The organism is Streptomyces sp. P6-2-1, from assembly GCF_050613165.1.
Lineage (GTDB): Bacteria > Actinomycetota > Actinomycetes > Streptomycetales > Streptomycetaceae > Streptomyces.
This window is the reverse complement of sequence record NZ_CP192513.1, coordinates 6,040,904-6,062,772: the sequence shown is the minus strand read 5'-3', so window position 1 is coordinate 6,062,772 and position 21,869 is coordinate 6,040,904. Positions and strand designations below refer to the sequence as shown.

The following is a 21,869-nucleotide window of genomic DNA, read 5'->3' as shown; positions in this document are numbered from 1 at the left end:
TGAGATGATCCGATGATGAACAGCGAGACCTCCGCCGCGCCCGCTCCCGGCGACATCCTCCCGGGCCCGGTGCGCAACTGGGCGGGCAACCAGACCTTCCGTGCCGGTGTGCTCCACCGCCCCGCGTCGCCCGACGCGCTCGCCGCGCTCCTCGCGAAGGCGGGCGCGGACGGGCGGCACGTGCGGGTGCTCGGCAGCGGGCACTCCTTCAACCGGATCGCCGACGTGGACGCCCCTGACGACCTGCTCGTCTCGCTCGCCGCGCTCGATCCGCTCATCGAGGTGGACACGGCGGCGCGGACGGTACGGGTCGGGGCGGGCGTGCGGTACGCGGAGCTGGCGCGGGTCCTGGACGCGCACGGGCTCGCGCTGCCGACGATGGCCTCGCTGCCGCACATCTCGGTGGCCGGTTCGGTCGCGACGGGCACGCACGGCTCGGGCGACGCGGTGGGCTCGCTCGCGACGCAGGTACGGGCCCTGGAACTGCTCACGGCGGACGGCGAGGTGCGGGTACTGAGCCGCGAGGCGGACGGGGAGCGGTTCGCCGGGGCGGTCGTCGGGCTCGGGGCGCTCGGGGTCGTGACGGCCCTGACCCTCGACGCCGTACCGGCCTTCCTGGTGCGGCAGGACGTCTTCACCGGCCTCGATCTGGACACGTGCGCCGCGCACTTCGACGCGATCACGGGGTCCGCGCACAGCGTGAGCCTCTTCACGGACTGGAAGGAGGCGCGCTTCGGGCAGGTGTGGCTCAAGCGGACCGACCTCGGGGCCCCCGACTTCCCGTGGGCCGCGCCCGCGACGGAGCCCGTCCACCCGGTGCCCGGCATGGACGCGACGGCGTGCACGCCGCAGCTCGGCGCCGCCGGTCCCTGGCACGAGCGGCTGCCCCACTTCCGGCCCGAGTTCACGCCGAGCAACGGCGCGGAGGTCCAGTCCGAGTACCTCGTGGCGCGGGCGGACGCGGTGGCCGCGCTGCGCGCGGTGGCGGGGGTGCGGGAGCGGATCGCGCCCGCGCTCCAGATCAGCGAGGTGCGGACGGTCGCGGCCGACGACCTGTGGCTGAGCCCGGCGTACGGGCGGGACACGGTGGCCCTGCACTTCACGTGGGTGCCGGACGCCGCACGCGTGCGCGCGGCGTGCGGGGCCCTGGAGGCCGCGCTCGCGCCGTTCGCCCCGCGGCCGCACTGGGGCAAGGTGAGCACGGTGTCCGCGGAGGAGCTGCGGGGGCGGTGGGAGCGGATGCCCGATTTCGGCGAGCTGGTGCGGGAGTTCGATCCTCGCGGGCGGTTCGCGAACGAGCTGGTGCGGGAGGTGCTGGGCCGCTAGCCGGGCGCCGCCCGGTGGGGCTCAGCCCTTCCGCGCCGCCCGCAGCTCGCGCGGCGTCAGGCCCGTCAGTGCCCGGCACTCGCGCGTCAGGTGCGGCTGGTCCGCGTAGCCCGCTTCGGCCGCCAGGGCGGCGAGCGGGGTGCCCGCGTCCAGGAGGGGAAGGGCGCGCTGGAGGCGGAGGACCCGGCTCAGGGTGCGGGGTCCGTAGCCGAAGGCGGTGAGGGCCACGCGGTGGAGGCGGCGGGGCGACGCGCCGCTCGCACGGGCCGTCGCGGTGAGCGGGCGGGCGGCGCGGGCCCCGGCGAGCAGGGCGAGGGCGAGCGGGTCGGGCGGTGTTCCCGTGAGGAGGGGGAGCGCGGCCGTCTCCAGGGCGCGCCCCGAGGGTGCGCCATCGGCGAGCGCCGAGGTGAGGGCGTCGTGCAGGTGACGGACGCGTGCGGCGGGCCAGACCTCGGCGAGCGGGACGCGGAGGTCGCGCAGCGCGCGGGCGGGGACGCCGAGCAGGGCGGGCGCTGTCCCCGGCGCGAAGCGGTAACCGGCCCACCGCCCGCGGCCCGCGCCCGCGGGCTGGGCGCGTGTGTCGGGACCGGCGAGCCGCAGCCCGTGCTCCTCGCTCCACAACAGGTCCATGCAGCCGTCGGGAAGGACGGGGGCGCGCGCGGAACCGCCCGGGGTGCTGACCCAGATCCAGCCGCCGGGGCGGCGGGCGGGGCGTTCGCGGAAGGTCATCGGTGCCTCTCAGCCGCCCTGCGGCCACCCGCCGCCCTCGTCCTCGCGCCGTCCCCCGCCCCGGTGCTGGCCGCCGCCCGAGACGTACCCGGGGTCGCCCGAGACGTAGCCGGGATCGCCGTCGTAGGGCGGTTCGCTCTCGTACGGGGGCTCGCCCGGCGGTGCCTGGGTCGGGTCGGCGCCCCGCGGGGGCGCGGGGCTCGCGCCGCCCCGGGGTGTGTCCGTCCGCGGACCGGTGCCCGGAGCGGCGCGTTTCGCGTGCTTGCCCGAGCGACGCTTGACGTGGGCGCGCAGGCGCGAGGAGACGTCCTCGGGGGGCAGGAAACCGGCCCAGCGCTCCGGGTACTCGGAGGGCATGTCGGGGTCGCCCGGCTCGCCGGTTCCCGCGCGTTCGGCGGCGTAGCGGGCCATGACCTCGGCGGCCTCTGCCTCGCGGGCGCGCTCGTTGGCCGCGCGTGCCGCCGAGGTCGCGACGGAGGGCCAGACGCGGTCGATCGCCGCGTTCATCGCGGCGCCCACGAGCACGGCGAAGGCCGAGACGCCGATCCACAGGAGCACGGCGACGGGCGCGGCGAGCGACCCGTAGATCGTCGGTCCCTCGATCGTCGACGTGAGGTAGATGCGCAGCGCGAAGCTGCACACGACCCACATCGCGAGGGCGACGAAGGAGCCGGGCACGTCCTCGATCCACGGCGAGCGGACGGGGACGGACACGTGGTAGAGCGTCGTCAGGAAGACGACGCACAGGATGATGACGACCGGCCAGTACAGGATCTGCACGGCGGTGCCGCTCCAGGGCAGGACGTGCACGACGGTGTCGGGCCCCGCGACCATGAGCGGCAGCGCGATCGAGCAGATGAGCAGCCCGACGATGAAGAGGCCGAAGGAGAGCAGGCGCGTCGCGACGATGCCGCGGACCCCGTCGAGCCCGTACATGACGGTGATGGTGTCGATGAAGACGTTGACGGCGCGCGAGCCGGACCACAGCGCGAAGACGAAGCCGATCGAGATGACGTCGGGGCGCCCGCGGGTGACGTCCTCGAAGATGGGCTGCGCGATGTCGTGGACGCCCTGGTCGGACAGGACGGTACGGGTCGCGTCGAGGAAGTGCTGCTCGAATCCCGCGATCGTGTCGGCGCCCGTCCACGCGTCCACGTAGCCGAGCAGACCGACGAGGCACAGGAGCAGCGGCGGGACCGAGAGCAGCGAGAAGAACGCGGCCTCGGCGGCGAGGCCGAGGATGCGGTACTCCATGCAGGAATTGACGGTGTCCTTCACGAGCAGCCAGGCGGTGCGACGCTTGGACACATTGCGATAAAGCGCCCGGACCCGGCGGAGACGGCCCGGTCTCCGCCGCGTAGCTGTTTCTTTTGCCTGGTGCACCTCCTTACCGTATCCGTATGGCATCCCGCACCCACACAGTGACCAACCAGCCCCCGCCCCTGGTCGGGTACGACGTCTTCGGCGCCGACCTGGCGCTGAGCGAGGCCGTGGAGCGCCACCTCGACCCGGCGCTGCTGTCCGAGGCACGCACCGAGCTGAGCGAGCTGGGGCGGGCGGCCGGCTCGGAGCAGGCGCAGGAGTGGGGGGCGCAGGCGAACGAGAATCCGCCGAAACTGCGCACGCATGACCGTTTCGGCCACAGGATCGACGAGGTCGAGTTCCATCCCGCGTGGCACCGGCTCCTCGGGCACGCGGTCTCGGCGGGGCTCACGAGCGCGTGGACGCGGCCCGGCGGGCACGTACGGCGTGCGGCGGGGTTCCTGACGTGGACGCAGGCGGAGGCGGGGCACGGCTGCCCGCTGTCGATGACGCACGCGGCGGTCCCCGCGCTGCGGGCGCAGCCGGATCTCGCCGCCGTGTGGGAGCCGCTGCTGACCTCGCGCGTGTACGACGAGGGGCTGCGCCCCGCGGGCGAGAAGGCGGGCGCGCTCTTCGGGATGGGCATGACGGAGAAGCAGGGCGGCAGCGACGTACGCGCCAACACGACGCGCGCGGTACCGCTCGCCGAGGACGGCGCCTTCGAGCTGACCGGGCACAAGTGGTTCTGCTCGGCGCCGATGTCGGACGGCTTCCTCGTGCTGGGGCAGGCGCCGGGCGGGCTGAGCTGTTTCCTCGTGCCGCGGGTCCTCGCCGACGGGGAGCGGAACGTCTTCGCGATCCAGCGGCTCAAGGACAAGCTCGGCAACCGCTCGAACGCGTCGAGCGAGGTCGAGTTCGACGGGACGTGGGCGCGGCTCGTGGGCGAGGAGGGGCGCGGGGTGCGGACCATCATCGAGATGGTCGCCGCGACGCGCCTCGACTGCACGCTGGGCTCGGCCGCGCTCATGCGGCAGGCGGTGGCGCAGGCGATCCACCACGCCACGTACCGCGAGGCGTTCGGCGGGGTGCTCGTCGACAAGCCGCTCATGCGCAACGTGCTGGCCGATCTCGCCCTGGAGTCGGAGGCGGCGACGACGCTCGCGCTGCGGCTCGCGGCCGCGTACGACGCCGCGGGCGCGGGCGACGAGCGGGAGCGGGCGCTCCTGCGGCTCGCGGTGCCGGTCGCCAAGTACTGGGTGACGAAGCGGTGCACGCCGGTGGTCGCCGAGGCCCTGGAGTGCCTGGGCGGCAACGGGTACGTGGAGGAGTCGGGGTTGCCGCGGCTGCTGCGCGAGTCGCCGCTCAACTCGCTGTGGGAGGGCTCGGGGAACGTGCAGGCGCTCGACGTGCTGCGCGCGCTCCAGCGCGAGCCCGGCTCGCTCGACGCCTTCCTCGGTGAGCTGGGCCTCGCGCGTGGCGCGGACCACCGCCTGGACGCGGCGGTGAAGCAGCTCTTCCAGGAGCTGGCCGACCTGGAGGGCATCGAGGCGCGGGCGCGGCGGCTCGTGGAGCGCATGGCGCTCGTGCTCCAGGGCGCGCTCCTGGTCCGTTTCGCCCCGCCGGAGGTCGCGGACGCCTTCTGCGCCTCGCGCCTGGGCGGCGACTGGGGCACGGCCTTCGGGACCCTGCCGCACACGGCGCCGACGGGGGCGGTCGTGGAGCGGGCGGGGGTGCGGCTGGGGTAGCGGGGGGCGCGCGGGCGCGACGGGCGCGCGGGGCGGCGGCACCGGCCGTGCGCGGTCCGCCGCGGAGACACGGTTCGCGAGGCGGCAACCGGGCTGTGGGGCCCGGTCGCGCCCCGAGGGGAACGCCTGCCGGAGCGCGGCGGGGTGGTGCCGCGCCGACACGGCACCACCCCGGTTCGCGGCCCCGTAAGGCGCGGGCACCCTCGCGGGTGCCGCCCTCAGCATCGCGCGCGGGGCGCGCGGCGCGCGAGAGTTGCGGAAGGTTGCACCGGGCTTGGCCGATTAGCGGCGCGGACGGCGCCCCGGGCAGCAGGATGGGACCCGCAGCACCGGCACCCGCGGAGGGACCGGTACGTAACCGACGAGAACCATCCGGGAGCCGCACGTGCAGCGCACGCAGCCTCCGTCCCCGCCCACCGCCGCACGACGGGGAGAGGGGGCGCCGCCGCGCCCTGTCATCGACGCCTCCTGGCGCCGCGTCAGCAGGGACGGCGTCGTCCCCGGCCAGGGCACCGAGAGCGAACGTCTCGACCGCGAGGTCCTGGAGGGGCGGCGGCGTACGTCGACGCTGCGCGAGGTGCTGCCCGACCTCGGGCGCGGGCTCGCCGGGGCCGCGCGGTCCGCGGGCCAGGTGATGATCGTCGCGGACGCCGAGGGCCGGGTCCTGTGGCGCTCGGGGGACCGGCGCACGCTGCGGCTCGCGAACACGATCTCGCTCGCCGAGGGCGCCGCGTGGGAGGAGCGGGCGACGGGCACCAACGCGATCGGTACGGCGCTCGCGACGGGCACCGCGGTGCAGGTGCACGGCGGGGAGCACTTCGTCCGGGTGCTGCACCGGTGGACGTGCGCCGCGGCGCCGCTCCACGACCCGCGCGACGGGCGGCTGATCGGCGTCGTGGACCTCAGCGGCCCCCGGTCGACGTTCCACCCGGCGGCGCTGGCGCTCGTCGAGTCGGTGACCCGGCTCGCGGAGACGGAGCTGCGGCTGCGGCACCTGGAGTCGGTGGAGGTGCTGCGCGCGGTCGCCGCGCCGATCCTGAGCCGCATCGCCGGGCCCGCCGTCGCCGTGGACCCGCAGGGGTGGGTCGCGGGCGCCACGGGCCTCACGCCCCCGCGCCGCCTGCCCTTGCCCGCGGCTCCCGGAGACACGCTCGACCTGCCGGGCCTCGGCCTGTGCGCGGTCGAACCGCTGCCGGGGGGCTGGCTGCTGCGCGTGCGCGAGGAGACCGCGGAGCGGGGTGCGGAGCCTGGCCGTATCGTCCTCGACCTCACGGGCGGGCGCCGTGCCGTGCTCACGGTCGCGGCAGGCGGGGCCGGGAGCTGGTCGGCGCGGCTGAGTCCGCGCCACGCGGAGATCCTGTACGTGCTCGCCGTGCACCGCGAGGGCCGTACGGCGGCGCAGCTCGCGCTGGATCTCTTCGGCGACGCGGGCAGGACGGTGACGGTACGGGCCGAGCTGTCCCGGCTGCGGCGGAGGCTGCACGGCGTGCTCGACCACCGCCCGTACCGCTTCAGGGACGGCTGGGAGACGGAGCTGCGGCTGCCGAGCGGCCCCGGCGACCTGCTGCCCTTCTCGCAGTCGCCGGTGGTGGTACGGGGCAGGGGGGCCACAGGGGAGCCGGGCGGCGCGCGTGATTCCCTGAGCCCATGAGCACCGTCGACGTCACCACCTGGTACCTGGAGCAGACCTCGCCCGCCGACGCGGGGGCGCCCGTGCCCGCCCCCGAGGGGGTACACGTCCAGCGCGCCGAGATCGAGTCCCCCGAGCTGAGCCGGTTCCTCTACACGGCCGTCGGCCAGGACGTCACCTGGACCGACCGGCTCTCCTGGGACTACGCCCGCTGGGCGAAGGAGCTGGAGGGCACGCAGACGTGGGTGGCGTACGAGCGCGGCACCCCCGCGGGGTACGCGGAACTGGCGCCGCGCGAGGACGGCTCGGTGGAGATCGTCCACTTCGGCCTCCTGCCCGCCTTCCGCGGCCGCCGCATCGGCGCCCACCTCCTGTCGTACGCGACCGCGCGGGCCTGGGACCTCGCGGGCCCCGAGGGCCGCGTCTGGCTCCACACGTGCAGCAAGGACGGCCCCCACGCGCGGGCGAACTACACGCGCAGGGGCTTTCGCGTGTACCGGACGGAGGTGGAGCGGGAGGAGACGGTGGCAACACCTGGTCCCTGGCCGGGGGCGCTCGCGCGCTGAGGCGGCCGGAGGGGCGGGGCTTCGGCCGCGATGGCGCCGGAGGGGCGGGAGGGGCGGGACCGCGCCGCGCTCACGCCGGGGGGACGGGGCCCCGGCCGCGCTCCTGCCTCTCCGGCGTGCGGGGAGCGGGGCCCGGGCGGGAGCCGCGCGAGGCCGGTCCCCGCGTGCCCGCCCCACCACACCGTCCATATACCGATACGTCTGCGTCCATTCCTTGGACGGCGGTGGACTCCCCCAATCCCCCCGTGCCAGGCTTCCGCCATGTCTTCTGCTGGAATCGCCTTGGTGAGTCGGCGCCACGTCGATCTCTGCCGCATGTCCAGCGCCATCTGTCGGGCGCGCTGACGGACCCACCGCCCCGTCCCCCGCGGCCCGTTCACCCCGCGGCCGCCCTCTCCCCCGCCTGCGCAGCGCCGCGCACGGCCGCCCGTCTCCGCAGGCCCGAGCCGCCGCCTGCCCGCTCGCCGCGCCGCGGCGCCCCGTCAGCGCGGGCAGCGCCCCGCACGCCCCGAAGGACGTACCGTCATGGCCGACGCCCCGACGCCCCCCGCCGCTCCCCGCCGCAAAGCGAGCCGTCACCGTGGTGAAGGCCAGTGGGCGGTCGGGCACTTCACCCCGCTCAACGGCAACGAGCAGTTCAAGAAGGACGACGACGGTCTCCACGTACGGACGCGTATCGAGACGATCTACTCGAAGGCCGGTTTCGACTCGATCGACCCCAACGACCTGCGCGGGCGCATGCGCTGGTGGGGCCTGTACACGCAGCGGCGGCCGGGGATCGACGGCGGCAAGACGGCGATCCTGGAGCCGGAGGAGCTGGACGACGAGTACTTCATGCTGCGCGTCCGCATCGACGGCGGCCGCCTGAGCACCGCGCAGCTGCGCGTCATCGGCGAGATCTCGCAGGAGTTCGCGCGCGGCACCGCCGATCTCACCGACCGGCAGAACGTGCAGTTCCACTGGATCAGGATCGAGGACGTCCCGGAGATCTGGCGGCGTCTGGAGGGTGTCGGGCTCTCGACGACGGAGGCCTGCGGCGACACCCCGCGCGTCGTGCTCGGCTCCCCGGTCGCGGGGATCGCCGAGGACGAGATCATCGACGGGACCCCCGCGATCGACGAGATCCAGCGCCGGGTCATCGGGAACCCCGAATTCTCCAACCTGCCACGGAAGTTCAAGACGGCGATCTCCGGTTCGCCGCTGCTGGACGTGGCGCACGAGATCAACGACATCGCCTTCGTGGGCGTCGAACACCCCGAGCACGGGCCCGGGTTCGACCTGTGGGTCGGCGGCGGGCTCTCGACGAACCCGAAGCTCGGCGTGCGGCTCGGCGCGTGGGTACCGCTGGAGGAGGTCGCCGATGTGCACATCGGGGTCATCTCCGTGTTCCGCGACTACGGTTACCGGCGCCTGCGCACCCGCGCCCGCCTGAAGTTCCTCGTCGCCGACTGGGGCGCGGAGAAGTTCCGGCAGGTCCTGGAGGACGAGTACCTCCTGCGCAAGCTCGTCGACGGGCCCGCGCCCGCCGAGCCCGTCGCCCGCTGGCGCGACCACGTCGGCGTGCACCGGCAGAAGGACGGGCGGTTCTACGTCGGTTTCGCGCCGCGCGTCGGACGCGTGGACGGCACCCTGCTCAGCAAGATCGCCGACCTCGCGGCCGAGCACGGCTCCGACCGGCTGCGGACGACCGTCGAGCAGAAGATGCTCGTGCTCGACGTGCCCGAGGAGCGCGTCGACTCGCTCGTCGCGGGCCTGGAGGCGCTGGACTTCCAGGTGACCCCCTCGCCGTTCCGGCGCGGCACGATGGCCTGCACGGGCATCGAGTTCTGCAAACTCGCGATCGTCGAGACGAAGGCGCGCGGCGCCGCGCTCATCAACGAACTGGAGCGCCGCCTCCCGGAGTTCGACGAACCGCTCACGATCCACGTCAACGGCTGCCCGAACGCCTGCGCCCGCATCCAGGTCGCCGACATCGGCCTCAAGGGCCAGCTGGTCCTGGACAGCGAGGGGCGTCAGGTGGAGGGCTTCCAGGTGCACTTGGGCGGGGCACTCGGCCTGGAGGCCGGTTTCGGCCGCAAGGTGCGCGGGCTCAAGGTGACGGCGGAGGAACTGCCCGACTACGTCGAGCGCGTGCTGCGCCGCTACCTCGCCGAGCGCGAGGACGGCGAGCGCTTCGCCGCCTGGGCGGGCCGCGCCCCGCAGGAGGCCCTGTCGTGAGCCGGCCGAGCGCCGGCACCCAGCGCGCGGTGCCCTTCTACTGCCCGTACTGCGGCGACGAGGACCTGCGCCCGGGCGAGGAGGGGCACGGCACGTGGGAGTGCGCCGCCTGCAACCGGGCCTTCCGCCTCGGCTTCCTGGGCCTGCTCGCGCGCGGCTTCGCCCGCGAGGCCGCGTCCGCGCCCGAGGGGGCGCCGCCCGCCCGTACCACCACCGAAGACCCCAACGGCGAAGGGGAACAACGGACATGAGCCACCCCGGCATACCCGCCACGGACCCCGGCAGCCTCACCGACGACGAGCTGCGCGCGCTCGCCGAGCAGGCGGGCCGCGCACTCGAAGACGCCGAAGCGCTCGACATCCTGCGCTGGGCGACCAGCACCTTCGGGGACCGCTTCTGCGTCACCTCCTCGATGGAGGACGCCGTCGTCGCGCACCTCGCCTCGCGGGCGCGCCCCGGCGTGGACGTCGTCTTCCTCGACACCGGCTACCACTTCCCCGAGACGATCGGCACGCGCGACGCGGTGGACGCCGTCATGGACGTCAACGTCCTGACCCTCACGCCGCGCCAGACCGTCGCCGAGCAGGACGCCGAGTACGGTCCGAAGCTCCACGACCGCGACCCCGACCTGTGCTGCGCCCTGCGCAAGGTCGCGCCGCTCGCCGAGGGCCTGGGCAACTACCGCGCCTGGGCGACGGGTTTGCGCCGCGACGAGTCACCGACCCGCGCGCACACGCCTGTCGTCGGCTGGGACGAGAAGCGCCGCAAGGTGAAGGTCTCGCCCATCGCCCGCTGGACGCAGGACGACGTGGACGCCTACGTCGCCGAACACGGCGTGCTCACCAACCCGTTGCTCATGGACGGCTACGGCTCGGTGGGCTGCGCGCCCTGCACCCGCAGGCTGCTCGCGGGCGAGGACGCGCGCGCGGGCCGCTGGGCCGGACGCGCGAAGACGGAGTGCGGTCTGCACGGCTGAGCACCGCGGGCGGACGCAGGCGGAACGACACGGCGGGACGACACGGCGAGACGCCCGGAGGGACGACCGGGCACGAGGAGGGGTACGAGGTGACGGGAGCGACGGTCTGGCTCACCGGACTGCCGAGCGCGGGCAAGACCACGATCGCCTACGCGCTGGCCGAGCGGCTGCGCGCCGAAGGCCGCAGGACGGAGGTGCTCGACGGCGACGAGATCCGCGCCTTCCTCTCGGCGGGGCTCGGCTTCACGCGCGCCGACCGGGACACGAACGTCCAGCGGATCGGCTTCGTCGCCGAACTCCTCGCCTCGCACGGCGTGCTGGCCCTGGTACCGGTCATCGCGCCGTACGCGGACAGCCGCGAGGCGGTGCGCAAGCGGCACCAGGCCGAGGGCACCCCGTACCTGGAGGTGCATGTGGCGACGCCCGTCGAGGTGTGCGCCGAGCGGGACGTGAAGGGGCTGTACGCCAGGCAGGCGGCCGGGGATCTGAAGGGACTCACCGGGGTCGACGACCCCTACGAGGCCCCCGCGGCACCCGACCTGCGGATCGAGTCGCACACGCAGTCGGTCGCCGATTCGGCCGCCGCGCTGCACGCGCTGCTCACGGAGAGGGGACTGGCATGACGACGACGGCGACGACCGCGGGGAGCGGTACCGAGAGCCCGTTCGCGCTGAGCCACCTGGACGTGCTCGAATCCGAGGCGGTGCACATCTTCCGGGAGGTGGCGGGCGAGTTCGAGCGCCCGGTGATCCTCTTCTCGGGCGGCAAGGACTCGATCGTGATGCTGCACCTGGCGCTCAAGGCCTTCGCGCCCGCGCCCGTGCCCTTCGCGCTGCTGCACGTGGACACGGGGCACAACTTCCCCGAGGTCCTCGCCTACAGGGACCGCGTCGTCGCGGAGCACGGGCTGCGGCTGCACGTGGCCTCCGTGCAGGAGTACATCGACAACGGGACATTGCGCGAGCGCCCGGACGGCACCCGCAACCCGCTCCAGACCGTGCCGCTCACCGAGGCCATCAGGGAGCACCGTTTCGACGCCGTGTTCGGCGGCGGGCGGCGCGACGAGGAGAAGGCGCGCGCGAAGGAGCGGGTGTTCTCGCTGCGCGACGAGTTCTCGCAGTGGGACCCGCGCCGCCAGCGCCCCGAGCTGTGGCAGCTGTACAACGGGCGGCACGCGCCGGGCGAGCACGTGCGGGTCTTCCCGCTCTCCAACTGGACCGAGCTGGACGTGTGGCAGTACATCGCCCGCGAGTCCATCGCGCTCCCCGAGATCTACTTCGCGCACGAGCGGGACGTGTTCCCGCGCGGCGGGATGTGGCTCACGGCCGGTGAGTGGGGCGGCCCGAAGGAGGGCGAGCCTGTCGAACGGCGGCTCGTGCGCTACCGCACGGTCGGCGACATGTCGTGCACGGGGGCCGTCGACTCGGACGCGAGGACGCTCGACGCGGTGATCGCGGAGATCGCCGCGTCGCGGCTCACCGAGCGCGGCGCGACCCGCGCCGACGACAAGCTCTCCGAAGCCGCTATGGAGGACCGCAAGCGCGAGGGGTATTTCTAGCCATGACGACCACTCAGGCCCTGGACACGCGTGCGACGACGCTCCTGCGTTTCGCGACGGCGGGTTCCGTCGACGACGGCAAGTCCACGCTCGTCGGGCGGCTCCTGCACGACTCCAAGTCGGTCCTGACCGACCAGCTCGAAGCCGTCGAGCGCGCCTCGCGGAGCCGGGGCCGCTCGGGCCCCGACCTCGCGCTGCTCACGGACGGCCTGCGCGCCGAACGCGAGCAGGGCATCACGATCGATGTCGCCTACCGCTACTTCGCGACCCCGCGCCGCCGCTTCATCCTCGCGGACACGCCGGGGCACGTGCAGTACACGCGGAACATGGTGACGGGCGCGTCGACGGCCGAACTCGCCGTCGTGCTCGTCGACGCGCGCAACGGCGTCGTGGAGCAGACCCGCAGGCACGCGGCGGTCGCCGCGCTGCTGCGCGTCCCGCACGTCGTCCTCGCGGTCAACAAGATGGACCTCGTGGAGTACGCGGAGCCCGTCTTCGCCGCCATCGCCGAGGAGTTCACGGCGTACGCGACGCGCCTGGGCGTCCCCGAGGTGACAGCGATCCCGATCTCGGCGCTCGCGGGGGACAACGTCGTGGAGGCGTCGGCGCGCATGGACTGGTACGGCGGCCCGACGGTGCTCGAACACCTGGAGACGGTCCCCGTCAGCCACGACCTCACCGGCTGTCCGGCCCGGTTCCCCGTGCAGTACGTGATCCGCCCGCAGTCGGCGGAGCACCCCGACTACCGCGGCTACGCGGGCCAGGTGGCCTCCGGGGCGCTGCGCGTCGGGCAACCCGTCACGGTGCTGCCCTCGGGCCGTACGAGCACGATCGCCGGGATCGACGCGCTCGGCCAGGAGGTCGACATCGCCTGGGCCCCGCAGTCGGTGACCGTGCGGCTCGCCGACGATCTCGACGTCTCGCGCGGCGACCTGATCGCCCCGGCCGGTGAACTCCCCGCGGTGACGCGCGAGGTGACGGCGACCGTGTGCCACGTCGCGGACACGCCGCTGACGGTCGGGCACCGCGTGCTGCTCAAGCACACGACCCGGACGGTCAAGGCGATCGTCCAGGAGATCCCCTCGCGGCTCTCGCTCGACGACCTCACGCAGCACGCGGCGCCGGGGCGGCTCGTCGCCAACGACATCGGCCGCGTCGTGGTGCGCACCGCGGAGCCGCTCGCGCTCGACGACTACGCGGGCTCGCGCCGTACCGGGTCCTTCCTGCTCATCGACCCTGCGGACGGCGCGACGCTCGCGGCCGGGATGGCGGGCGAGGCCTTCGGCGGGAACGCCGCTTCCGCCGAGCCCGTCGCCGCGGACGACGAGGGCTGGGACTTCTGATGACGTGGCAAGGAGCGGTGGCGGTACGCGGGACGGGCGGCACGCCCGCCGCCGGGTCCCGCGACACCGCCGTGTTCGGCGCCGCCGGGTCCCGCGACGCCGCCGTGTTCGGGGACTCCCCCGGGTCCCGCGACGCCGCCGCGCGCGCGGCCCGCGCCGTGTTCAGGGACGCGTACAGCGGTTTCGCCAAGGAGGGCGGCCGGGTGGGCAGCGGCGCGCTGGGCGCCGGGACCGGGGGTGTCGCGCGATGTGTGTGAACCGCGGCCCGCGCCGTCCCCGGGGGAACGCCCGCGCGTTCCCCGCGCACCACCACCGAAGACCTTCCATCCGCCCCGAAGCCTCCTGACGACCCTCCCCCACGGGGACCCGACGAGGACCGGGCCAACGAGAGGACCCCCTCCCGTGCCTTCCGCAAGACTGCGCCGCTCGCTCGCCGCGGCCACCGCCCTGCCCCTGCTCGCCCTCGTCGCCACGGCCTGCGGCTACGGCTCGGACTCGGACGACGACGACAAGGCGTCGAAGGCGCCCGTGGCCGCCGACGCCAAGAAGCTCTCGGCGTCGAGCGTGCGGATCGGGTACTTCCCGAACCTCACCCACGCGACCGCCCTCGTCGGCATCGAGAAGGGTCTCTTCCAGAAGGAGCTGGGCGCGACGACGGTCAAGCCCTCGACCTTCAACGCCGGCCCCTCCGAGATCGAGGCGCTCAACTCCGGTTCGATCGACATCGGTTTCATCGGGCCCTCCCCCGCCATCAACGGCTTCACGCAGTCGCAGGGCAAGTCCCTGCGGATCATTGGGGGTTCGGCATCGGGCGGGGTCAAGCTCGTCGTCAACCCGAAGAAGATCACGTCGCTCGACGACGTCAAGGGCAAGCGCATCGCGACCCCGCAGCTCGGCAACACGCAGGACGTCGCCTTCCTCAACTGGGTGGCGGAGAAGGGCTGGAAGGTCGACGCGCAGAGCGGCAAGGGCGATGTCTCCGTCGTCCGCTCGGACAACAAGGTGACGCCCGACGCCTACAAGTCCGGTTCCATCGACGGCGCCTGGGTGCCCGAGCCGACCGCGTCGAAGCTCGTCTCGGAGGGCGCGAAGGAGCTTCTGGACGAGCGGGACCTGTGGCCCGACAAGAAGTTCGTGATCACGAACATCATCGTGTCGCAGAAGTTCCTGAGCGAGCACGCGGACGTCGTCGAGGCGGTGCTGCGCGGCTCGGTCACGACCAATGAGTGGATCAAGGCCAACGACGAGGCGGCGAAGACCGCGGCGAACGACGCGCTGAAGAAGCTGAGCGGCAAGGCGCTGCCCGCCGATCAGCTCGACCCGGCGTGGAAGTCCATCGAGATTCTCGACGACCCGCTCGCCGCGACGCTCCAGGCCGAGGCCGACCACGCGGTCAAGGCGGGGCTCCTCAAGAAGCCGCAGCTCAAGGGGATCTACGACCTCGGGCCGCTCAACAAGGTGCTCAAGGCCGATGGCCGCCCGGCGGTGGACGACGCCGGTCTCGGCGTGAAGTGACGGCGCGGGGCGCGGTGCCGCCGTACCGGCACCGCGCCCTCTGCCCCCTCCTCGCCCCCGTACCCATAGCGCCCATCCCCCGCCCCGTCTTCAGGAGGTGTCTCATGGCGACGACGTACGCCGATGCCACGGACGGCAGTACGCGTGACGCGGGGCCTGCCGCCCGGCTCGCCCACGTCTCCAAGTCCTTTCCCACTCCCGCCGGGCAGCACCTCGTGCTCGACGACATCTCGCTCGACGTCGCCCCCGGCGAGTTCGTGACCCTCCTCGGGGCCTCGGGCTGCGGCAAGTCGACGCTGCTCAACCTCGTCGCCGGGCTCGACGCGCCCTCGGCGGGCGAGATCAGCACGCCGGGCGCGCGGCCCGCGCTCATGTTCCAGGAACACGCGCTGTTCCCGTGGCTCACGGCGGGCAAGAACATCGAGCTGGCACTCAAGCTGCGCGGCGTGCCGAGGCCCGAACGCAAGGAGCGCGCCGAGGAGTTGCTGAACGTCGTACGGCTCGAAGGGGCGTACGGGAAGCGGGTGCACGAGCTGTCGGGCGGGATGCGCCAGCGCGTCGCGCTCGCCCGCGCGCTCGCGCAGGACAGTCGGCTCCTGCTCATGGACGAGCCGTTCGCCGCGCTCGACGCGATCACCAGGGACCTGCTGCACGACGAGCTGACCCGGGTGTGGCGCGAGACGCGGCTCTCGGTGCTCTTCGTGACGCACAACGTGCGCGAGGCGGTGCGGCTCGCCGAGCGCGTCGTGCTGCTCTCCTCGCGGCCGGGCAGGATCGCGCGCGAGTGGCGCGTGGACATCCCGCAGCCGCGCCGTATCGAGGACACCGCCGTGGCGGAGCTGTCCGCCGAGATCACCGAGGAACTGCGGGGGGAGATCCGCCGTCATGGCCAGCACTGACACACGTACGCCGCTCGACAAGGGCGTTGGTCCCGGGGAGCCGGAGCAGGGCGACCTGGCCGGGCTCGACGCGCTCGAAGCGGCGGGTGGCGGGGGCGGCACCCCGCGGGCCGGGGCCCGCGAGGTCCTGGTCCGCAAGGTCCTGCCGCCCCTCGTCTCTGTCGTCCTCGTCCTCGCCGTGTGGCAGATCCTGGTCTGGGCGAAGGTCACCGACTCGTACAAGCTGCCCTCGCCTGGCGCGGTGTGGGGCGAGCTGAGCGACGCGTGGACGCAGGGGAAGCTGCTCGGCTACATCTGGACGAGCGTCGAACGCGGCCTGTTCGGCTTCCTGCTGGCGCTCGTCATCGGCACGCCGCTCGGGCTGCTCGTCTCGCGCGTGCGGTTCGTGCGCGCGGCGATCGGGCCGATCCTGTCCGGTCTCCAGTCGCTGCCCTCGGTGGCGTGGGTGCCGCCCGCCGTGCTGTGGCTCGGCCTTAACAGCTCGATGATGTACGCCGTGATCCTGCTCGGTGCGGTGCCCTCGATCGCCAACGGCCTTGTCTCGGGCGTCGATCAGGTGCCGCCGCTGTACCTGCGGGCCGGGCGCACGCTCGGTGCGACGGGGCTGCGCGGGACCTGGCACATCGTGCTGCCCGCCGCGCTGCCCGGCTATCTCGCGGGCCTCAAGCAGGGCTGGGCGTTCTCGTGGCGCTCGCTCATGGCCGCGGAGATCATCGCCTCCTCGCCCGATCTCGGCATCGGTCTGGGGCAGTTGCTGGAGAACGGCCGTACCAACAGCAGTATGCCGATGGTGTTCCTCGCGATCTTCCTCATCCTGATCGTGGGCATCGCGATCGATCTGCTCATCTTCAGCCCGCTGGAGCGCAGGGTGCTGCGCACGCGCGGGCTGCTCGTCAGGAGCTGAACCATGCACCACCCCCGTCCCGCGCTTCTCGTCGTCGCGCACGGCAGCCGCGACCGCCGCCATGCCGCGAGCGTGCGCGAACTGGTGGCGCGGGTACGGCGTTCGCGGCCGGGGGTCACCGTGGAGCCGGCCTTCCTCGACTTCACGGAGCCGTCCGTGCCGGACGCGCTCGCACGGCTCGCCGCCGCGGGCGCGCACGAGGTCGTCGCGCTGCCGCTGCTGCTCACGCGTGCCTTCCACGCGAAGAGCGACATCCCCGCGGTGCTCGAAGCGGCGACGCGCGCGCTGCCCGCCCCCGGGGTGCGGGTGCGGCTCGCGCGCGTGCTCGGTCCCTCGCCGCTGCTCACCGCGGCCCTGGAGCGGCGGCTCGCCGAGGCGGGGGTACGGCGTGCCGAGCGCGCGTCGACCGCGGTCGTGCTCGCCTCGGCCGGGTCGAGCGATCCCGAGGCCGCCGCCGTGCTCGACGGGCTCGCGCGGCAGTGGCGGGGCGCCGGCTGGGGCGCGGTACGGCTCGCGTACGCCTCGGCGCGCGGTCCGCGTACCGAGGAGGCGGTGGGGGCGCTGCGCGCGGCGGGCTGGGCGCGGATCGCTGTCGCCCCGTACGTCCTCGCGCCCGGCTTCCTGCCCGACCGCATCGCGCGGGGCGCGCGCGAGGCGGGCGCGGACGTCCTGGCGCGGGAGCTGGGCCCCGCGCCCGAGGTCGCGCGGCTCCTCGTACGGCGGTACGAGGACGCGCTGCTCGCGCGGGCCCCGCGGCTCGCGGCGGCGGCCTGACGTACAGCCGTTCGAAGATCCCCACTATGGTGGGCCGGGTGACTCCGGAACTGCGCACCGAGCGCCTGGTACTGAGCCCGTACGTCCGTGCCGACGAGGAGGACTTCGTCGCCCTCTTCCAGACGGCCGCCTTCGGCGAGCACTTCGGCGACGGCATGCAGTCGCCCGAGCAGGACCGTGCCCTGTTCGGGCGGATCTTCAGCTACGTCTACGCGGAGGAGCGCTTCCCCGTGTGGGCGGTGCGTCTCGCGGGCGCGTACGCCGGGCACGCCGAGATCAAGCCCTCGCCTGCGCCGTGGCTCGACGGGCACGAGATCATCTACGGGCTCGCGCCGCGCCACCACCGCCAGGGGCTCGGCACCGAGGTCGCCGCCGCGCTCACCGCGTACGGTCACGGGACCCTCGGCCTCGCGGAGGTCCACGCGACCGTCGACGCGAACAACACCCCCTCCCTCACCCTCCTCGAACGCCTCGGCTACGAGCGCCGCCGCGAGATCAAGGAGGACAACGGCCACGTGACGTGCCTCCTGACGTCGACGGCGCAGGCGTGGGCGGGGCGCCACGAGGGCTCCTCCGGCGCCGGCGGCGTCTAGCCCCGTACGGCCGCGATCCGCTCCCGTACCTCCGCGACGGTGTAGGCGCCCGCCCCCCTGCCCGCGCGCACCGCCTCGTTGACGAGCGTGCGCAGGGTCTCGTTGACCGGTGCGGGGACGTCGTGGAGACGGCCGGTGAGGACGATCTCGCCGTTGAGCCAGTCGGCCTCGGCCGAGGCGGCGCCGCGTGTCAGGCTCTGCCACGTGGAGCCGCCGCCGCGCGGGATTCCGGGGAGCGGTCGCAGCTCGACGCGGTCGCCGCGCACGCGCCGCGCCTCCTCCTCGCTCGTCGCGGCGATTCCGGCTGCTTCGAGTACCGCGGAGCCTTCCGCGCGCGCCGCCTCGACGAGGGCGAGCGCCTCGGGCCCCTCGACGGGCCCAGTCAGGGCCTCGACGGCGTTGGCGAGGTTGCCGAGCAGCTTGGCGTACTTCCAGGGCATGACGTCGTCGGGCAGCGGCGCGTCGAAGTGGCTCGCGCGCAGGTCGGCGGCGACGGCTTCGAGTACGGGCTCGGTGCGGCCCCGCGGGTAGGTGCCGAGGTGGAGGATGCCGGTGAGCGGGGCGCCGCCCGCGCCGACGGTGCCCGCTTCGACGTACGTGGCCGGCAGCCATACGCACACGCCGATGACCCGCGCGAAGCGGCGCAGCGCCATGCGCTCGTTCGCCACGCCGTTCTGGAGGCACAGCACGGGCAGCCGCTCCCCCGCCGTACCGCCGCCCGCGACAGGGCGCGGCGCCCACGCGTCGAGCGCCGCCACGGTGTCCTGGCTCTTGACGGCGAGCAGCAGCACGTCGTCGGCGCGCAGCTCGCCCAGTTCCTCGGGCCCGCCGACGACGGGCACCCGGTGCACGTGCGCCCCTTCGGGCGTCACGAGCCGCAGCCCGTCCCGCTCCAGGGCCTCGCGGTGTGCCCCGCGCGCGACGCACACCACCTCGCACCCGCTCCCCGCGAGCCGCGCCCCCACGGTCCCGCCGACGGCCCCTGCCCCGATCACGATGTAGCGCATACGGGGGAGCCTGCCACAGCGGCGCCGACCGGCTCCCGCGGGGGCCGCCGCCGGGGCCGCGGGGGCCCGGCCCGGTGTGCGCTCCCGCCCGGTTCGCCCCATCATGGCCCCATGCCCACGCCCTTCGACCCCACCCGGGTCCCCCACCTCTCCGGCCCCTTCGCGCCGGTGACCGACGAGGCCGACGCCCCCGGCCTGGAGGTCGTGGGGGAGCTGCCCGACGCGCTGGACGGGGTGTACCTGCGCAACGGGCCCAACCCCCGGTTCACGCCGGTCGGCAGCTACCTCTACCCGCTCGACGGGGACGGCATGGTGCACGGCGTCTGGCTCTCGGGCGGCCGCGCCCGCTACCGGAACAGGTTCGTGCGGACCGAGGCGATGCGCGCCGAGGAGCGGGCCGGGCGGGCGCTGTGGGGCGGCCTGGAGTCGCTGATCCTCCCGGACGCCTCCGAGGTCGGCGAGGACCTCGCAGGGACCTTCAAGCCGCTGCCCGACATCAACGTCGTCCGGCACGCGGGGCGGCTCCTCGCGCTCGCCGAGTCGGACTGCCCGTACCGCCTCGCCCCCGGGCTCGACACGCTCGGCAGGGAGACCTTCGACGGGCGGCTGCCCGCGGGGATCACGGCGCACCCCAAGGCCGATCCGGTGACGGGCGAGCTGGCCGCGTTCTGCTACGCGCTGGAGCCCCCGTACCTCACGTGGTCCGTGATCGGCCCCGACGGGGCGGTACGGCGCGGCCCGACGCCGGTCGACGGCGTGGACGAGCCGCGCATGATCCACGACATGGCGCTCACCGAGCGCTACCTCGTCCTCGTCCTGGCACCCGCGTTCTTCACTCTCGACGAGGCCCTGCGCGGCGGCTCCTTCCTCCACTGGCGTCCCGAGCGCGGCACGCGACTCGCACTGATCCCGCGCGACGGCGGCCCCGTGCGCTGGGCGGAGGACGAGGCGTTCTGGCTGTGGCACACCGTCAACGCCTACGAGCGGCCCGGGGACGGGCACGTCGTCCTCGACTACGTGCAGTGGCCCGAGCTGTCCCTCGGCGCGCGCCCCGAACGCCGTTCCGCGCCCGGTGCGGCGCACGGGCTCACGCGCGCCGTCGTCGATCCCGTCGCGGGCACGGTGCGCCGCACCCGGCTCGACGACGCGCGCGTCGAGCTGCCGCGTATCGACGACCGCGCGCTCTCGCGCCCGTACGACCGCCTCGCCGTCGCCGCGGGCAGCGGGCGCGCGCGGGACCTGCTGCCGGGCGAGTACGACGCGCTGCGCTTCTACGAGGTGGGCGGGCCCGAGATCACCGCCGTGAGCTGGGACGCGGGCGACCTCGCGGTGGGCGAACCGGTCTTCGCGCCCGAGCCGGGCACACGGGACAGCGCGCGCGGCTGGTGGCTCACCTTCGCGACGGACCGCACCGACGGGTCGAGCAGTCTCCTCGTCCTGCCCGCGGCGGACCCGGGCTCGGGCCCGGTCGCCGAGGTGCGTATCCCTGTCCGGGTCCCGCTCGGGCTGCACGGGAGCTGGCTGCCGACGCAGGAGTGAGCGGTGCCGCGCCGTGACACGCCCCGCGACGCGACACGCCCCGCGCCACGGCGCGAAGCCTTCGCACCTCAGCCCGCAGGAAGCGCTTTCTCCCGCACGCCGTTCCCCCGACGGGGTCCGGCGGCATAGCGTGGGGCGTCGCCCTCGTGCCGCCCGGGGTCGACGCACCGTGCCGGTGTGCTTCCGTGAGCCGCTGTGCAAGGACTTCCGTGCGATGACTTCTGTGCGATGAGGAGAGGCCCCTATGGCCCTGTTCGACCTGTCACTCGACAAGCTGCCCGGCTATCGCAGCGCCTCCGTGGAACCGGAGGACTTCGACGCCTTCTGGAACCGGACGCTCGCCGAGACCCGCGCGCACCCGCTCGACGCCCGTTTCGCGCGCGTCGACGTCCCGCTGACGACCGTCGACGTGTACGACGCGAGCTTCTCCGGTTTCGGCGGCGACCGGATACGCGGCTGGCTCGTGCTGCCCGCGGGCACGAGTGAACCGCTGCCGCTCGTCGTGGAGTTCGTCGGGTACGGGGGCGGGCGCGGCCTTCCGCACACCCACCTGCTCACCGCGAGCGCGGGCTACGCGCACTTCGTGATGGACACGCGCGGGCAGGGCGCGGGCTGGGGCGGCGGCGACACCGTGGACCCGGGCGGCAGCGGACCGGCCGTGCCCGGCTACATGACGCGCGGGATCGAGGACCCGGACACGTACTACTACCGGCGGGTCTTCACGGACGCGGTACGGGCCGTGGAGGCGGCGCGCTCGCACCCGCTGACCGACGCGAGCAGGACCGTCGCGACGGGCAACAGCCAGGGCGGCGGGATCACGCTCGCGGTCGGCGGTCTCGTGCCCGACCTCGCGGGCATCGCGCCCAACGTGCCGTTCCTGTGCGACTTCCCGCGGGCGACGACGCTCACCGACAGGCACCCCTACCGCGAGATCGGCGCGTACCTGAACGTCTTCCGCGACCGCGTCGCCGCCGTGCGCTCCACGCTCGCCTACTTCGACGGCGTGCACTTCGCCGCGCGCGGCACCGCGCCCGCGCTCTTCTCGACGGCCCTGGAGGACCAGGTCTGCCCGCCGTCGACGGTGTACGCGGCGTACAACGCGTACCCGGTCGAGGAGAAGGACATCAAGGTCTACGAGTTCAACGGCCACGAGGGCGGCGGCACCCACCACGAGGCGGCCCGCCTGGCGTGGCTGCGGGGCCTGGAGGGCTTCGCGCTCGACGGCTGACGGAGCGGAGGACCGCGG

At 74.2% G+C, this 21,869-nt stretch carries 22 protein-coding genes; 19 read left to right on the top strand and 3 right to left on the bottom strand.

Annotation, left to right across the window (positions count from 1 at the left end):
- Window positions 1–12 precede the first annotated feature (12 nt).
- Window positions 13–1,326, top strand: coding sequence for an FAD-binding protein (locus ACQYWQ_RS25565; RefSeq protein WP_431037808.1), 1,314 nt, complete (start codon window positions 13–15; stop codon window positions 1,324–1,326).
- Window positions 1,327–1,347: 21 nt separating this feature from the next.
- Here the strand turns inward: ACQYWQ_RS25565 and ACQYWQ_RS25560 are convergent, their stop codons facing one another.
- Together ACQYWQ_RS25560 and ACQYWQ_RS25555 are read right to left on the bottom strand one after the other, a co-directional pair.
- Window positions 1,348–2,055: a helix-turn-helix domain-containing protein gene (locus ACQYWQ_RS25560; RefSeq protein WP_431037807.1), complete on the bottom strand. Its 708-nt coding sequence runs from the start codon at window positions 2,053–2,055 to the stop codon at window positions 1,348–1,350.
- Between the two features lie 9 nt (window positions 2,056–2,064).
- Entirely contained in the window at window positions 2,065–3,309 is a 1,245-nt protein-coding gene (locus ACQYWQ_RS25555; RefSeq protein ID WP_431039343.1) for a YhjD/YihY/BrkB family envelope integrity protein, read from the bottom strand.
- Between the two features lie 146 nt (window positions 3,310–3,455).
- Here ACQYWQ_RS25555 and ACQYWQ_RS25550 point away from each other — a divergent pair, with 146 nt between their 5' ends.
- The 16 genes from ACQYWQ_RS25550 (at window position 3,456) to ACQYWQ_RS25475 (ending at window position 18,077) form a co-directional block, all read left to right on the top strand.
- Window positions 3,456–5,102: an acyl-CoA dehydrogenase family protein gene (locus tag ACQYWQ_RS25550; protein WP_431037805.1), complete on the top strand. Its 1,647-nt coding sequence runs from the start codon at window positions 3,456–3,458 to the stop codon at window positions 5,100–5,102.
- A gap of 385 nt (window positions 5,103–5,487) precedes the next feature.
- A complete protein-coding gene (locus ACQYWQ_RS25545; RefSeq protein WP_431037803.1) occupies window positions 5,488–6,753 on the top strand; it encodes a GAF domain-containing protein in 1,266 nt (421 codons plus the stop codon).
- Window positions 6,750–7,298, top strand: coding sequence for a GNAT family N-acetyltransferase (locus ACQYWQ_RS25540; RefSeq protein ID WP_431037802.1), 549 nt, complete (start codon window positions 6,750–6,752; stop codon window positions 7,296–7,298). The genes ACQYWQ_RS25545 and ACQYWQ_RS25540 overlap by 4 nt, the downstream gene beginning before the upstream one ends.
- Window positions 7,299–7,328: 30 nt before the next feature.
- On the top strand, window positions 7,329–7,643 hold the full coding sequence (locus ACQYWQ_RS25535; RefSeq protein WP_431037800.1) for a putative leader peptide: 315 nt from the start codon (window positions 7,329–7,331) through the stop codon (window positions 7,641–7,643).
- A gap of 180 nt (window positions 7,644–7,823) precedes the next feature.
- Window positions 7,824–9,515, top strand: a complete 1,692-nt coding sequence (locus tag ACQYWQ_RS25530; protein WP_431037798.1) for a nitrite/sulfite reductase — start codon at window positions 7,824–7,826, stop codon at window positions 9,513–9,515.
- Complete coding sequence (locus tag ACQYWQ_RS25525; protein WP_431037796.1) at window positions 9,512–9,766, top strand: hypothetical protein; 255 nt, start codon at window positions 9,512–9,514, stop codon at window positions 9,764–9,766. The genes ACQYWQ_RS25530 and ACQYWQ_RS25525 overlap by 4 nt, the downstream gene beginning before the upstream one ends.
- Window positions 9,763–10,491: a phosphoadenylyl-sulfate reductase gene (locus ACQYWQ_RS25520; RefSeq protein WP_431037795.1), complete on the top strand. Its 729-nt coding sequence runs from the start codon at window positions 9,763–9,765 to the stop codon at window positions 10,489–10,491. The genes ACQYWQ_RS25525 and ACQYWQ_RS25520 overlap by 4 nt, the downstream gene beginning before the upstream one ends.
- Window positions 10,492–10,580: 89 nt before the next feature.
- The gene (cysC, locus tag ACQYWQ_RS25515) at window positions 10,581–11,114 is read left to right on the top strand and encodes an adenylyl-sulfate kinase (RefSeq protein WP_431037793.1); all 534 of its coding nucleotides are present in this window, start codon (window positions 10,581–10,583) and stop codon (window positions 11,112–11,114) included.
- Window positions 11,111–12,049, top strand: a complete 939-nt coding sequence (cysD, locus tag ACQYWQ_RS25510) for a sulfate adenylyltransferase subunit CysD (protein ID WP_431037791.1) — start codon at window positions 11,111–11,113, stop codon at window positions 12,047–12,049. Before cysC ends, cysD begins: the two co-directional genes overlap by 4 nt.
- A gap of 2 nt (window positions 12,050–12,051) precedes the next feature.
- Window positions 12,052–13,392: a sulfate adenylyltransferase subunit 1 gene (locus tag ACQYWQ_RS25505; protein ID WP_431037790.1), complete on the top strand. Its 1,341-nt coding sequence runs from the start codon at window positions 12,052–12,054 to the stop codon at window positions 13,390–13,392.
- Window positions 13,392–13,649: a hypothetical protein gene (locus ACQYWQ_RS25500; RefSeq protein WP_431037788.1), complete on the top strand. Its 258-nt coding sequence runs from the start codon at window positions 13,392–13,394 to the stop codon at window positions 13,647–13,649. The genes ACQYWQ_RS25505 and ACQYWQ_RS25500 overlap by 1 nt, the downstream gene beginning before the upstream one ends.
- A gap of 145 nt (window positions 13,650–13,794) precedes the next feature.
- Entirely contained in the window at window positions 13,795–14,907 is a 1,113-nt protein-coding gene (locus ACQYWQ_RS25495; protein WP_431037787.1) for an aliphatic sulfonate ABC transporter substrate-binding protein, read from the top strand.
- Between the two features lie 104 nt (window positions 14,908–15,011).
- Entirely contained in the window at window positions 15,012–15,806 is a 795-nt protein-coding gene (locus tag ACQYWQ_RS25490) for an ABC transporter ATP-binding protein (RefSeq protein ID WP_431037786.1), read from the top strand.
- A complete protein-coding gene (locus ACQYWQ_RS25485; protein ID WP_431037784.1) occupies window positions 15,793–16,710 on the top strand; it encodes an ABC transporter permease in 918 nt (305 codons plus the stop codon). The genes ACQYWQ_RS25490 and ACQYWQ_RS25485 overlap by 14 nt, the downstream gene beginning before the upstream one ends.
- Before the next feature lie 3 nt (window positions 16,711–16,713).
- Window positions 16,714–17,484 carry a sirohydrochlorin chelatase gene (locus ACQYWQ_RS25480; protein ID WP_431037782.1) on the top strand — a complete coding sequence of 257 codons (771 nt, stop codon included), beginning with the start codon at window positions 16,714–16,716 and terminating at the stop codon, window positions 17,482–17,484.
- Window positions 17,485–17,510: 26 nt separating this feature from the next.
- A complete protein-coding gene (locus tag ACQYWQ_RS25475; RefSeq protein WP_431037781.1) occupies window positions 17,511–18,077 on the top strand; it encodes a GNAT family N-acetyltransferase in 567 nt (188 codons plus the stop codon).
- On the opposite strand, the gene ACQYWQ_RS25470 is transcribed toward ACQYWQ_RS25475, so the two are convergent.
- Window positions 18,074–19,084 (bottom strand): ketopantoate reductase family protein, encoded by a 1,011-nt coding sequence (locus ACQYWQ_RS25470; RefSeq protein ID WP_431037779.1) that lies wholly within the window; start codon window positions 19,082–19,084, stop codon window positions 18,074–18,076. The genes ACQYWQ_RS25475 and ACQYWQ_RS25470 overlap by 4 nt on opposite strands.
- 111 nt (window positions 19,085–19,195) lie before the next feature.
- Between ACQYWQ_RS25470 and ACQYWQ_RS25465 the strand changes: the two genes are divergently transcribed.
- Both ACQYWQ_RS25465 and ACQYWQ_RS25460 read left to right on the top strand, forming a co-directional pair.
- Window positions 19,196–20,623: a carotenoid oxygenase family protein gene (locus tag ACQYWQ_RS25465; RefSeq protein WP_431037777.1), complete on the top strand. Its 1,428-nt coding sequence runs from the start codon at window positions 19,196–19,198 to the stop codon at window positions 20,621–20,623.
- 244 nt (window positions 20,624–20,867) lie between these two features.
- Entirely contained in the window at window positions 20,868–21,851 is a 984-nt protein-coding gene (locus ACQYWQ_RS25460; protein WP_431037775.1) for an acetylxylan esterase, read from the top strand.
- Window positions 21,852–21,869 lie beyond the last annotated feature (18 nt).

Excerpts from the sequence above, each read along its gene's own strand:
- ACQYWQ_RS25565 (WP_431037808.1), top strand. The coding sequence starts at position 13 with ATGATGAACAGCGAGACCTCCGCCGCGCCCGCTCCCGGCGACATCCTC.
- ACQYWQ_RS25560 (WP_431037807.1), bottom strand. The coding sequence starts at position 2,055 with ATGACCTTCCGCGAACGCCCCGCCCGCCGCCCCGGCGGCTGGATCTGG.
- ACQYWQ_RS25555 (WP_431039343.1), bottom strand. The coding sequence starts at position 3,309 with ATGGAGTACCGCATCCTCGGCCTCGCCGCCGAGGCCGCGTTCTTCTCG.
- ACQYWQ_RS25550 (WP_431037805.1), top strand. The coding sequence starts at position 3,456 with ATGGCATCCCGCACCCACACAGTGACCAACCAGCCCCCGCCCCTGGTC.
- ACQYWQ_RS25540 (WP_431037802.1), top strand. The coding sequence starts at position 6,750 with ATGAGCACCGTCGACGTCACCACCTGGTACCTGGAGCAGACCTCGCCC.
- ACQYWQ_RS25535 (WP_431037800.1), top strand. The coding sequence starts at position 7,329 with ATGGCGCCGGAGGGGCGGGAGGGGCGGGACCGCGCCGCGCTCACGCCG.
- ACQYWQ_RS25530 (WP_431037798.1), top strand. The coding sequence starts at position 7,824 with ATGGCCGACGCCCCGACGCCCCCCGCCGCTCCCCGCCGCAAAGCGAGC.
- ACQYWQ_RS25520 (WP_431037795.1), top strand. The coding sequence starts at position 9,763 with ATGAGCCACCCCGGCATACCCGCCACGGACCCCGGCAGCCTCACCGAC.
- cysD (WP_431037791.1), top strand. The coding sequence starts at position 11,111 with ATGACGACGACGGCGACGACCGCGGGGAGCGGTACCGAGAGCCCGTTC.
- ACQYWQ_RS25505 (WP_431037790.1), top strand. The coding sequence starts at position 12,052 with ATGACGACCACTCAGGCCCTGGACACGCGTGCGACGACGCTCCTGCGT.
- ACQYWQ_RS25500 (WP_431037788.1), top strand. The coding sequence starts at position 13,392 with ATGACGTGGCAAGGAGCGGTGGCGGTACGCGGGACGGGCGGCACGCCC.
- ACQYWQ_RS25490 (WP_431037786.1), top strand. The coding sequence starts at position 15,012 with ATGGCGACGACGTACGCCGATGCCACGGACGGCAGTACGCGTGACGCG.
- ACQYWQ_RS25485 (WP_431037784.1), top strand. The coding sequence starts at position 15,793 with ATGGCCAGCACTGACACACGTACGCCGCTCGACAAGGGCGTTGGTCCC.
- ACQYWQ_RS25480 (WP_431037782.1), top strand. The coding sequence starts at position 16,714 with ATGCACCACCCCCGTCCCGCGCTTCTCGTCGTCGCGCACGGCAGCCGC.
- ACQYWQ_RS25475 (WP_431037781.1), top strand. The coding sequence starts at position 17,511 with ATGGTGGGCCGGGTGACTCCGGAACTGCGCACCGAGCGCCTGGTACTG.
- ACQYWQ_RS25470 (WP_431037779.1), bottom strand. The coding sequence starts at position 19,084 with ATGCGCTACATCGTGATCGGGGCAGGGGCCGTCGGCGGGACCGTGGGG.
- ACQYWQ_RS25465 (WP_431037777.1), top strand. The coding sequence starts at position 19,196 with ATGCCCACGCCCTTCGACCCCACCCGGGTCCCCCACCTCTCCGGCCCC.
- ACQYWQ_RS25460 (WP_431037775.1), top strand. The coding sequence starts at position 20,868 with ATGGCCCTGTTCGACCTGTCACTCGACAAGCTGCCCGGCTATCGCAGC.